This is a genomic window from Marinomonas sp. MED121, assembly GCF_000153025.1.
Classification (GTDB): Bacteria; Pseudomonadota; Gammaproteobacteria; order Pseudomonadales; family Marinomonadaceae; genus Marinomonas.
In genome coordinates, this window is sequence record NZ_CH672433.1 from 133,016 (window position 1) to 144,572 (window position 11,557).

Below are 11,557 nucleotides of genomic sequence, written 5' to 3' on the forward strand. Positions count from 1 at the left end.
TACTTCTTATAAAGTTATTAATATTTAATCCAAATTAAAACCAAGCTCTTGGCTCAAGAGGATGGAATCACTACTATAAAGCAAATTTTATAAGGATGACCCTAACGATGAAACAACTTATTTGCTTAATGCTACTGACACTATCGAGTTTCTCTGCCTTTGCAACTCAGGTAACCATAGAAACGAATCTGGGTGTTATCCAAGTGGAATTAAATGACAAGGCCGCGCCGATTACCGTTAAAAACTTCTTAGGCTATGTTGATCAAGGTTATTACTCAGGCACTATCTTCCATCGTGTTATGCCAGGCTTTATGGTTCAAGGTGGCGGTTTTACCAAAGATTTGGTGCAAAAAAACAGTAAAGCACCTATCGCCTATGAAGGACAAAACGGCCTCTACAATGATAGAGGCACCTTAGCAATGGCAAGAACCTCGAACCCAAACAGTGCAACCTCTCAATTTTTCATCAACCATGTTGATAATCAATTTTTAAATCACAGTTCTCGTGGCTATGGCTATACCGTATTTGGTAAAGTGCTTTCTGGGATGGAAGTCGTTGATAAAATCGCTGCCCAACGAACCGGAAATGTCGGCCCTTACCAGAATGTGCCACAAACACCTGTCATCATCCAAAGCATTACTCGCAACTAACAGACAAAAGGTTAACTCGGCTTGAAAAGCTATAAAATTGAAGCACCTCAACTTTCTTGGGGTGCTGACGGTGTACCTCGCTCCAATCAGTTCGATGATATCTATTTTGATCAAAAATCAGGGCTAGATGAAACCCACTATGTTTTTCTTGAAAATAATCAATTAGAAGATCGGTGGCATACATTAGCCAATGAAAAGAATGAGACCAGTTTTACCATTGCCGAGACGGGCTTTGGTACTGGTTTAAACTTCTTATGTGCTTGGGACCTATGGCAAAAAGTAAACTTAGAAAGCCCCTCTACCCTTGAAAATACTCGCCTTCATTTTATCTCTGTTGAAAAGTACCCGTTAACGAAAGCAATGCTAAAGAATGCATTAGACATCTGGCCCTCTCTTAGCCATCTATCTGATGAACTCATCAGCAATTACCCAACCTTATGCCAAGGTTTACACCGTATAGAACTTGATCAGGGCCGAATACAGTTGACGTTATTTTTTGGTGATGCGAGTGAAGGGTTTGCGGCTTTTAATGCCAATGTGGATGCCTGGTTTTTAGATGGTTTTGCTCCCAGTAAAAACCCAGAAATGTGGAATGACGAATTATTCAAGCAGATTAATAGACTAAGCAAAGCAGGCACTAGTTTTTCTACCTTTACCGCGGCAGGCATTGTGCGTCGAGGTTTACAGTCTGCAGGGTTTGAAGTTAAAAAAATCAAAGGCTTTGGCCATAAACGCGAAATGGCTGTTGGCGTCATGAAGCAACAAAGCCTTAATTATCCACAAAGACAAACACAAGGCCTTGCTTGGTTTAATAATCGTTCAGTAAAGAAGATAAAAGCAGAACGCGTGTTAGTGATAGGTGCGGGGCTGGCAGGTTGTCACACAGCCAGAGCACTTGCTAACAAAGGCTTAAGTGTTGATGTGTGGGATACTAATAGTGATATTGCTGGTGAAGCCTCTGGCAATGCTCAAGGCATGCTTTATCCCAAACTTGCAAGCCAAGATACCGCTATCAACCGTTTTTATTTAAGTGCCTACTTGTATGCTTCAAGACAATTAACTCAGGTTAACGATAATGCTATTTGGCAGCAAACAGGTTTAGAGCAAAGACCGACTAGTGAGAGTGAAGCCGACAAATTTTCAAAACTGCTAAATCAGGGATTATATCCAGAAGAGATAGTAGAAAAAGCAGATAACCAAGCCATCTTCTTACCGCTATCGGGTTGGGCATGCCCTAAAAAATGGTGCCAGTCTCTCATTAAGCACGAGAAGATTCATTTTTACCCAGGCCATAAATTGATCGGACTGGAATACCGTGACACGCAATGGCTAGCTAGTGCGACATTTAACCAAGAACAAGAAAACAAAACCCTGAGTTACAGCCATGTCGTGCTTTGTACCGCGAATCATAAAGAAATCACTGACACCTTTATTCATTTGCCAACGAAAGCGATTCGTGGACAGGTATCCGCTCTTCCCCAAGAAGCACCTTTAGCACTGAATAGAGTCCTATGCCAGACAGGATATGTCTCACCCGCTATCGATGGCGTTTTAAATTTTGGTTCTTCTTATGGCCTTAATGATCTGGATACTCAAGTTCGTATAGAAGACCATCAAAGCAACTTAAAAAAATTAACTGAGCTGATCCCAAATCAAGATTGGCTTAAAAGAGACAAAGAATGCAGTGGAAGAGTTTCATTTCGCTGTACTGTCTCAGATTATGCGCCAATCGTCGGCCCAGTGCCGAAACAAAAGGCGTTCATAGAGGCTTATAGCCAATTAAGTAAAAATGCGAAATGGAAGTGCCAAGAGTTAATTGAGAACCACCCTGGGCTTTATATGAATCTAGGTCATGCCTCTAGGGGCCTTATCTCTACACCTTTATCTGGTGAATATATTGCCAATCTGATTCTTCAAGAGACCTCAGTCTATGAAAGAAGTATTGAGAATTGCATTCACCCAGCAAGATTTCTTGTGCGTAAATTAAAAAAAGGTGATGCGTTAAATTAAATTTTTTTGTTAGCAAAAAAAAGGCTTATCCATAGATAAGCCTTTTTCTATAAAAACATCTTTAGTTAACTTTGCTTTCAAATAACTCACAAGCAAAAGGAATAAGCCTTTCTAGGTTATTCAAGGTTTCCGTTCTAAAAATCATCGTATCTAATTTAGGTAATAGCTTTCTCAGCTTTCCACTTAAATTTAGTACAACAGGGTTAATCGGCTCATAAGGGTATTCATGATCTTGCATACTGAGTTTGTGTAACTCATCAAGTTCGTCTTGCAACATACACTTCATTGCAAAAAACATATCCTTATCATTGATCTCATTTATTTCCCAATAAGCATTAGAAAATTCACTGTTTAATTCATAAAACACATGCAATGCATCTGCAACAGTCTTGATAGTCATATTCTCTCCAGCTTAGGTGAAGCGGCAATCATTGCACTCCCCCTTGTTTTGTTACATTCTACCCATATTAAGCTTTATTCTAGCGTCAAATTCAAATAGGTAGACAGATCTTGAGCCATTCAACAACGTCCTCTGTGACATCAAGCAATTTATGGTCATCTTTACAAGATGAAGCCAAACATTTAGCTCAGGGTGAACCTATCCTAACGAGCTTATTCAACACTACCATACTTCGTCATGATTCATTAAGTTGCGCGTTGAGTTTTTTATTAGCTAGTAAGTTAGACAGTATTTCAGTTCCTGCACTGGTATTGCGTGAAGTCATTCAAGAATCCATGTCAGACCCGAACTCTGGCATAGTAACAGATATTGAAAACGATATATTAGCAATTCGTGAAAGAGACGCCGCATGCGAATCTCTGACAACGCCTTTGCTATTCTTTAAAGGCTTTCATGCGCTACAAACCTATCGTGTTGCCCATTGGCTTTGGAACAACGGCAGAGAAAGTTTAGCACTTTATTTACAGGGGCAAATGTCTATTGCCTTTAGTGTTGATATACACCCGGCAGCTAAAATTGGTTCAGGCATTATGTTAGATCACGCAAGCGGACTGGTCGTTGGTGAAACCTGTGTCATTGAAGACAATGTTTCTATTTTACAATCCGTCACTCTAGGCGGTACCGGCAAGCAACATGGTGATCGCCACCCTAAAATTCGAAGCGGTGTATTAATTGGCGCGGGGGCTAAAATTTTAGGTAATATCGAAGTGGGTGAAGGCGCTAAAATTGGCGCAGGTAGTGTTGTACTTGAAGCCGTTAGAGCCCACACCACGGTGGCAGGTGTGCCGGCTAAAGAAGTGGGACGCAATACCGAAGCTGAACCCGCATTAGGGATGGATCACAACATCAATCACTGTGTCCGCACGCAAAATGGCGACTGCAAATAAATAACGTTAAAGGCAGGAGTTAGTGAGCATTCACAACCCCCTGCCTTCAATCTCTTTCATACTGTGACATTTGATCACGGCTAATTAACTTGATAGTTTCACTTTCCGTATCAAACACTAAAAATGCTTGCTGACTTTTTAGCATCAATTGAGCTTGCTGGCACTTTTGCTCTAAAGACAGATCATAGTTGCCATAATCTGTCCCCTCTCTTGTCACTACTTCAACTAAGATATTATGCAAGGTTTCAGACTCAAGCGAGTCAAATGGTATCAAGGTATCCATTAAGCGACTCCATGCTCTTCTAAAAGGGCTAGCATACCGGCTTCATCAAGAATCTGAATACCTAGGTCTTGAGCTTTTGTTAATTTAGAACCTGCTTTTTCACCTGCAATTAAACAATGGGTTTTAGCTGACACTGAGCCACTCACTTTAGCACCCAAGGAAATAAGCTTATCTTTAACTTCGTCTCTCTTAAGTGCCGTTAAGGTACCTGTGACAACATAAGTAAGCCCTAACAAAGGCTGAGCAGTCTCTCCTGAGGCAGCCTCCTTCTCTTGCCAATAAAGTCCAGCATCGAGCAATGCCATCACCATCTCTTTATTTGAATCTTTAAAGAAGAAACGTCTTAAGTGTTGAGCAACAATGGGACCAACATCATCAACTTTTACTAGGCTTTCAGTATTCGCCTCTATAATTTTATCTAAGGTTTTAAAGTGCCTAGTCAGGGTACGTGCTGTCGCTTCACCCACTTCACGAATACCCAAAGCATAGATAAATCGATGAAACTCTGTCTGCTTTGATGCTTCGATAGAGGTTAACAGTTTCTCTACAGATTTCTCACCCATCCGCTCAAGTTCAAGTAACGCTTGTTTCTTCTTGAAAAGGTGATAAATATCAACGGGCGTTTTAATAAATTCTAGATCAACGAGTTGCTCGACTAATTTATCACCTAACCCATCAATATCCATTGCTTTACGTGAAACAAAATGCTTCAACGCTTCTTTTCTTTGAGCGCCACACACTAAACCACCGCTACAGCGAATCACGGCTTCACCTGTGACTTGTTCGAGCTCAGACTGACAAATAGGACATACTTCAGGGAAAATAACCTCAGCTGAATCTTCACCCCTTTTATCATGAATAACTTTGACCACTTGCGGGATCACATCCCCTGCCCGTCTAATACTCACAAAATCCTTTACTCTAACACCAAGGCGGTTAATCTCGTCTTTGTTATGTAAGGTGGCATTCGATACAGTAACGCCACCAACAAATACAGGATCCAAGCGAGCGACAGGAGTAATAGCCCCAGTACGGCCAACCTGAAAATCAACATCAAGTATTTGAGTAATGGCCTCTTCTGCAGGAAATTTACGTGCAATTGCCCAGCGGGGAGCTCTGGCAATAAAACCAAGCTCTTGCTGTAAAGCCAATGAGTCAACTTTATAAACTATGCCATCGATATCATAGGTAAGGTCAGGACGAAGCTCAGTAAGGCGCTGATAATAGTCAACGCAACCTTTAATGCTAGAAACTTTTTCCATCAATGGGTTCGTTTTAAAGCCCCACTGCGACATTAAAGTTAATGAATCATAATGACTATCTGGTTGAATCCAACCTTCGGTATGGCCAATTGAATATGCACACAAGACTAACGGACGAGAGGCTGTAATACTTGGATCAAGCTGACGCAAACTCCCTGCTGCCGCATTTCTAGGGTTTACAAAAGCCTTCTCTCCCTTCTCTTCTGCCTGTTTATTCAAGGCTTCAAAGCCTGCTTTAGGCATGTAGATTTCACCACGAACTTCTAACACAGGCGGTGGGGTCTGGGTTCTAAGTTTAAGTGGAATAGAGCCGATGGTTTTAATGTTTGACGTTATATCTTCGCCAGCAACACCATCCCCCCTTGTTAAACCTCTCACTAAGATGCCATCTTCATACCTAAGGCTGATAGCCAACCCATCAAGCTTGGGTTCACAACAATAACTCAGAGCTTGAGCACCGATTAACTTGAAAAGTCTTTGCTCAAACTCTTCAAGTTGTTCATCGCTAAAAGCATTATCCAATGACAGCATAGGCACAGTGTGGGCAACCGTTTGAAAGCCGCTATCAGGCTTCTCTCCCACTCTTTGTGTTGGAGAGTCTGCTTGTATCAAATCTGGAGCCTGCTTTTCTAAGGCGATCAGAGTACGATAATCAAGGTCATACTCGGCATCAGACACCTTAGGTTCATCTTTGACATGATATGCATAGCTATAGTCATTTAAGCGGTTTACCAGCTCGCTAATTTGAGCTGTAATTGAATCTGACATCGTGGGTGACTCTTTAGATAAGATAATAAGAGAGTGTTCTGAAAGGTAATTATGGCCCTTAATAAAGGTTAAGGACCATCAATTATACTAGTTACTTTTAACTCGCATTAAGCGGCGACGTTCAAAATCACGAATGCGCTGACGGCAATGTTCAATACTTTGCTCACTCATCAAAGTACGTCTTTCATCACGCAATTCGCCATCGAGATTTCGCACCAAGGTTTGAGCAGTTTCTAACATAAAGTCAAATGCTCTCATGCTATTTTTTGGACCAGGTAACCCCATGAAAAAGCTAACACCAGGAGAAGTATTGTCGCCCATAGTATCTAGATTAAAGGTACCAGGCTCAACCGCATTGGCCATGCTGAATTGCACTTTACCTTGATCAAAGCCATCTTCATGACGATGAAAAATATCCATATCCCCATAGCGCATGCCACAATTAAGCACTAGTTGTAAAAGCTCCATGCCAATAAAAGGTTTATCTTCAGCAGCAAAGACATTAATCACTATCACTTCTTCTATCTCTGCATCAAAATCTTCATCTTCTAAAGACTCTGTCGTGCCATGAGGTGTGACCTGACTCACATCCACATTAGAGTATTCACGTTCAAAGTTCTCTTCTGGATACTCATCATCACTGGCAAATGGATCTGATTCGATCGGCGAATCAGCATAATCTTTTTGGCCATCTGCTTTAGCATCCATATCAAACCGTTCAGGTACAAGGGAAGCTAATTCATCCAGCTGCAAATCATCTGCTTTGTCTATTTCTGGGCCAGCATCCACTTTGTGCGGTAGATCTGTTAATGGCGCATTAACCGTTTTTTTGGCATTTTGAAATGCATTTTTTACAGGGTCAGACGAGCTTCTTGCTCCCCCATTGGGGAGTTCACGCCTTAACATAGCCTCTTTTAGAAGCATATCCTGATCAACATATTCTTCATCGTCTGCTTCATCAAACTTTTGCGATTTTTTATATCGACGAAATCCATCAACCAAAATCACCACTATGATGATAACACCAATTAAGATTAGCCATTCGCGTAAGCTAAATTCCATTATTTATTCCGACTTACATCAATAAAGTTAATGATATTATCAAGCTAAGTCCCATCAGTTGCAATTACAAGTCGATGGAGATATGAAAAACTTTGTTCTGATTAACTAAAACATTCGTTAATTTACCAATCTCAACACCTTTTGTGAGGTCTTGGTCAGTTGAACTTGCTAATTTTATAACCAAATCAACCTTCTTCGCTTGAGCAAGCGTCACACCAGGCATGAGGTTATCAATGTTTGTTAGCTCAATATCAGCCATTAAGTCCTGATGAGTTAGTCGCTTGATAGCAATTGGCATAGGTCTCAATGGTAGCTTTGCGTACACAAGAAAAACGGCATTATCGGTTAATTTTTCAGGATTTGAGATAGCGATATTTAGCTTTACCTTGTGACTAATTAGACTGGCAACTTGATCTACCCCAACAGCACCGATTTCACGAGCCTGTTGAATACCTTGTAACAACCCCTCTCGCTCAGCAATACTCGCACCAGATTGAATGGCTTTTTGCCAAACTATAATCGCTTCTTTATAAGCACCACGGTCAAATTCAATGATCCCCTGTAACCCTAACGCCGTTGAATTGCTTGCATCTATCGCTAGAATTTGATCAACAATGCCTTCTAGCTCAGGCACTACTTGGCGTTCATTCGCGAAAAAAACGCTTTGCGCATACTCGGTCAAAATAACCATAACATCTTGCGGATCTTCTGGTGGATTCACTAATGCTTTTTCAAAAGCAAGTTGTGCCCCCAGATAGTCTTTTTGAGCAATTTTATCTTGACCAACAAAGTACCAATCTTGTGTTCTTTGATTCTTATTCGCTCGATAGACTAGAAACTCACTCATATCTGATTGCGTAATGGCCCCTTGTCTCATTTGATCAGTAAAAAAAACCTCACGAGAAAAACCAAGATGTTGATATAAAGCCACTGAACCCAAAGTTGCCAATACTAAAATCAATGCAAACACTTGACTCGGTAGTTTGGCAGAGGCGTAAACAAAAGAAGCTTTTTTGGTCTTGGGAGATTGTGCAATCTCAACCTCAGTCACTAAATCCGCTTTTAAAACAGTGGCTTCTAAATGACTTATTCGTCCAGATTGATATTCTTCATCAATTTCTGATGCTCTGACATTGGAGAAATTAGTAAGATCAGCCTCCGCATTTTGCGCTAAAGTACGTTTCACATAATAGCCACATAAGTTAAGACAAAACTAAAATTGCCCCATTAAAATCATACTAAGCATTAGCTTTTCGCCCTCTGTTTTCTTCGTTTAGCATTTCTACGAATGACCAAAATAAACCCAATTAAGCCAACCCCTAAAATAACAAAAGGTCCATACCAGAGAATAAAGTTAACGCCCTTTTTTTGCGGACTGTATAAAACAAACTGACCGTATCTTGCCACCATATAAGCCAAAATTTCTGTATCACTGGTGCCATCGTTTACCATGTCATAAACATGAGTTCTCAAATCAATGGCAATTTGCGCATTAGAATCAGCCAGGTTTTGATTTTGGCATTTAGGGCAACGAAGTTCACTTATCAAATCGTGATATCTAATTTCGTCAACAGAGGTTCTAAAGTTCAATACCTTTTCTGTCTCAGCACTCAGTGAAAGACTGAAAAAAGCGAGTAATGCAAAGCTAAAAAAGCGTATCACTATCATTTTAAATACCCCTTCATTGTCTGCCATACTTCTTCATTTACAATACCTTGATGTCGATAGGTAATTACCCCCATTGCATTAACAACAAAGGTCTCAGGGGCACCCGTTACGCCCATATCAACACCAAAGTTACCCAGTTCATCTAACAATACAACCGAATAAGGATCGCCCTTTTCTTGCAACCATTTTATGGCTTCTTGCGTTTCATCCTTATAATCAATACCAACAATATTTATACCATCAGAGGCAAGCTTCATAAGGTAATCATGTTCAAAACTACAGGCAGGACACCAGGTGCCCCAAAAATTAATGAGATAGCCTTCATTACCCAAAGCCTCTTTAGAAACCAACTCATTACTTTTTAAGCTCACCAATGAAAAATCAGGTACAGGCTGTCCGATTAATGCAGACGGCATATATTGAGTATCTTTCCCTAACTGAGAAAAAAACACGCCAGCCAATAAGGCGAAGGTCAAAAAAGGTAAGAAAAGCGCAACTTTTCGCATTTTTTTACTCATATTCTAGCTCCTGCTACTTTTCTATATCGCTTATCCAAAGCAGATAATAATCCACCGAAAGTCATTAAAATACCACCTAGCCAAATCCAACGAACAAATGGCTTAACATGTACTCTTAGCCCCCAAGTATCACCCTCTAATTGTTCGCCTAATGAAATGTATAAATCTCGAAACAGGCCAGCATCGATAGACGCTTCAGTCATCATTTGAGTTCGTGCTTTATATATACGTTTTTCTGGGTAAAGTGTGGCTATTTGACGACCCTCTTCAAATATAGAAATAGTCGCCATATCAGACACATAATTAGGTCCTTGTACCTTAGATACGCCTTTAAATACAAACTCATAGCCAGATAAAGTAACGCTATCATTTTGGCTCATACGCACCATTTCTTCTTGGCTCTGAACACTAACAAACAAAATACCAACCAGGGACACAGCCATACCAAGGTGGGCGATTAACATGCCATAATAATTACGTGGTAACTTGCGTGCTTTTGCCCACCACTCAGAACTCGAACTTCCCAGCTTTGCCATCCAGTCAATCAGAGTTAATAAGAGCACCCAATAAGCAACAAACAAGCTAACCAGCGTAATCCATTCAAATTTCTGCCAAATTAAGGTAATACCAGTCAGTACAGCAGCTAAAACTAAAGGTAATAACAGTTGCTTAATTAAGGTATCCAGCTTAGTACGATTCCATCTTAGCAAAGGCCCAACAGCCATAATTATCATTAACGGCAAACCAATAAGCGAAAATACAAAATTAAAGTATGGTGCTCCAACAGAAATAGTCGCAATATCTAAAGCCTTATAAATCAGAGGTGATAAAGTACCAATTAATACAGTTAAGGCTAATGTAACTAAAACAATATTATTTAATAGCAGCCCAGCTTCCCTACCAGTCACACCAAATGAGACTTCAGACTTCACATCAGCAGCCCGCATGGCATACAAAATCAGACTCCCACCAACAAACAAGAAGAGCAAAGCGAGAATAAATACGCCCCGAGTAGGGTCAGCCGCAAAAGCATGCACTGACGTTAAAACGCCAGACCTAACTAAAAAGGTGCCAAGTAAGCTTAAGCTAAAAGTAAAAATAGCCAGTAATACTGTCCAGCTTTTAAAAACGCCACGCTTTTCTGTCACAGCAAGAGAGTGAATTAACGCTGTTCCTGCAAGCCAGGGCATAAAGGATGCGTTTTCAACCGGGTCCCAGAACCACCAGCCTCCCCAGCCAAGCTCGTAATATGCCCACCAGCTACCAAGCCCAATACCTAAGGTTAAAAAAGCCCAAGAAACAGATGTCCATGGCCTTGCCCATCTCGCCCAAGAAGAGTTTAAGTTGCCTGAAATCAATGCAGCGATAGCAAAAGCAAAAGCCACTGAAAAGCCAACATACCCCATATAAAGCATAGGTGGATGAATAATAAGGCCAATATCTTGCAACAATGGGTTTAAGTCTGCACCTTCAACAGGAGTATCAGGTAATAAACGAATAAAAGGCGAAGAAGTAAAAAGTAAGAAAGATAAAAAGCCGGTTGTGACGAGACCTAAGGTTGCAAGCACTAATGCTCTGATATCCTGAGGTAAGGTTTTTCCTTTATAAGCAACAGAAGACGCCCAGCCACATAAAATAAGCACCCAGAGCAATAAAGAGCCTTCATGCCCACCCCAAACCGCACTAAACTTAAATGGGGTCGGTAATAAACTGTTGGAATGCTGACTCACATAAAGAATCGAAAAGTCATCTGTGACAAAGCTATAAGCAAGGACAATAAAGCTTAATAACACCAATATACTTGTCACATGAGTTAATGGAACGGAATAGGCCATTAAGACCTTATGCTTTTTCACATAGCCTAAAATAGGAACTATGGATAAAGCAGCTGCAAAAAACAGCGACAAAATTAATGAAAAGTGACCAATTTCAGGCAACATGTATGTTTCTACTCACTATAAATTAAAATTCGTTATCAATCAGATCTAA

At 40.6% G+C, this 11,557-nt stretch carries 11 protein-coding genes; 3 read left to right on the plus strand and 8 right to left on the minus strand.

Annotated elements, in window-relative coordinates:
* The first annotated feature begins 107 nt into the window (after positions 1-107).
* On the plus strand, positions 108-650 hold the full coding sequence (locus MED121_RS19060; protein WP_036181234.1) for a peptidylprolyl isomerase: 543 nt from the start codon (positions 108-110) through the stop codon (positions 648-650).
* Between the two features lie 21 nt (positions 651-671).
* Positions 672-2,660: a bifunctional tRNA (5-methylaminomethyl-2-thiouridine)(34)-methyltransferase MnmD/FAD-dependent 5-carboxymethylaminomethyl-2-thiouridine(34) oxidoreductase MnmC gene (mnmC, locus tag MED121_RS19065; RefSeq protein ID WP_009835404.1), complete on the plus strand. Its 1,989-nt coding sequence runs from the start codon at positions 672-674 to the stop codon at positions 2,658-2,660.
* Positions 2,661-2,721: 61 nt separating this feature from the next.
* Here the strand turns inward: mnmC and MED121_RS19070 are convergent, their stop codons facing one another.
* Positions 2,722-3,060, minus strand: coding sequence for a hypothetical protein (locus tag MED121_RS19070; RefSeq protein ID WP_009835405.1), 339 nt, complete (start codon positions 3,058-3,060; stop codon positions 2,722-2,724).
* Positions 3,061-3,170: 110 nt separating this feature from the next.
* On the opposite strand from MED121_RS19070, the gene cysE reads away from it, so the two are divergent.
* Positions 3,171-4,007 carry a serine O-acetyltransferase gene (cysE, locus tag MED121_RS19075; protein ID WP_242603227.1) on the plus strand — a complete coding sequence of 279 codons (837 nt, stop codon included), beginning with the start codon at positions 3,171-3,173 and terminating at the stop codon, positions 4,005-4,007.
* Between the two features lie 46 nt (positions 4,008-4,053).
* Here cysE and MED121_RS19080 read toward each other — a convergent pair whose 3' ends face one another.
* The 7 genes from MED121_RS19080 to MED121_RS19110 all read right to left on the minus strand — a co-directional run bounded on the left by MED121_RS19080 (position 4,054) and on the right by MED121_RS19110 (position 11,508).
* A complete protein-coding gene (locus MED121_RS19080; protein WP_009835407.1) occupies positions 4,054-4,290 on the minus strand; it encodes a YheU family protein in 237 nt (78 codons plus the stop codon).
* A complete protein-coding gene (ligA, locus tag MED121_RS19085; RefSeq protein ID WP_009835408.1) occupies positions 4,290-6,320 on the minus strand; it encodes an NAD-dependent DNA ligase LigA in 2,031 nt (676 codons plus the stop codon). The genes MED121_RS19080 and ligA overlap by 1 nt, the downstream gene beginning before the upstream one ends.
* A gap of 87 nt (positions 6,321-6,407) precedes the next feature.
* A complete protein-coding gene (gene zipA, locus MED121_RS19090) occupies positions 6,408-7,382 on the minus strand; it encodes a cell division protein ZipA (RefSeq protein ID WP_009835409.1) in 975 nt (324 codons plus the stop codon).
* A gap of 64 nt (positions 7,383-7,446) precedes the next feature.
* Positions 7,447-8,568: a cytochrome c-type biogenesis protein gene (locus tag MED121_RS19095; protein WP_009835410.1), complete on the minus strand. Its 1,122-nt coding sequence runs from the start codon at positions 8,566-8,568 to the stop codon at positions 7,447-7,449.
* Positions 8,569-8,627: 59 nt separating this feature from the next.
* On the minus strand, positions 8,628-9,050 hold the full coding sequence (locus MED121_RS19100; RefSeq protein ID WP_116371672.1) for a cytochrome c-type biogenesis protein: 423 nt from the start codon (positions 9,048-9,050) through the stop codon (positions 8,628-8,630).
* Positions 9,047-9,568 (minus strand): DsbE family thiol:disulfide interchange protein, encoded by a 522-nt coding sequence (locus MED121_RS19105; protein ID WP_009835412.1) that lies wholly within the window; start codon positions 9,566-9,568, stop codon positions 9,047-9,049. The genes MED121_RS19100 and MED121_RS19105 overlap by 4 nt, the downstream gene beginning before the upstream one ends.
* A complete protein-coding gene (locus MED121_RS19110) occupies positions 9,565-11,508 on the minus strand; it encodes a heme lyase CcmF/NrfE family subunit (protein ID WP_009835413.1) in 1,944 nt (647 codons plus the stop codon). The genes MED121_RS19105 and MED121_RS19110 overlap by 4 nt, the downstream gene beginning before the upstream one ends.
* Between the last annotated feature and the right edge of the window lie 49 nt (positions 11,509-11,557).

Excerpts from the sequence above, each read along its gene's own strand:
- MED121_RS19060 (WP_036181234.1), top strand. The coding sequence starts at position 108 with ATGAAACAACTTATTTGCTTAATGCTACTGACACTATCGAGTTTCTCT.
- MED121_RS19110 (WP_009835413.1), bottom strand. The coding sequence starts at position 11,508 with ATGTTGCCTGAAATTGGTCACTTTTCATTAATTTTGTCGCTGTTTTTT.
- ligA (WP_009835408.1), bottom strand. The coding sequence starts at position 6,320 with ATGTCAGATTCAATTACAGCTCAAATTAGCGAGCTGGTAAACCGCTTA.
- MED121_RS19080 (WP_009835407.1), bottom strand. The coding sequence starts at position 4,290 with ATGGATACCTTGATACCATTTGACTCGCTTGAGTCTGAAACCTTGCAT.
- MED121_RS19100 (WP_116371672.1), bottom strand. The coding sequence starts at position 9,050 with ATGATAGTGATACGCTTTTTTAGCTTTGCATTACTCGCTTTTTTCAGT.
- zipA (WP_009835409.1), bottom strand. The coding sequence starts at position 7,382 with ATGGAATTTAGCTTACGCGAATGGCTAATCTTAATTGGTGTTATCATC.
- MED121_RS19105 (WP_009835412.1), bottom strand. The coding sequence starts at position 9,568 with ATGAGTAAAAAAATGCGAAAAGTTGCGCTTTTCTTACCTTTTTTGACC.
- MED121_RS19070 (WP_009835405.1), bottom strand. The coding sequence starts at position 3,060 with ATGACTATCAAGACTGTTGCAGATGCATTGCATGTGTTTTATGAATTA.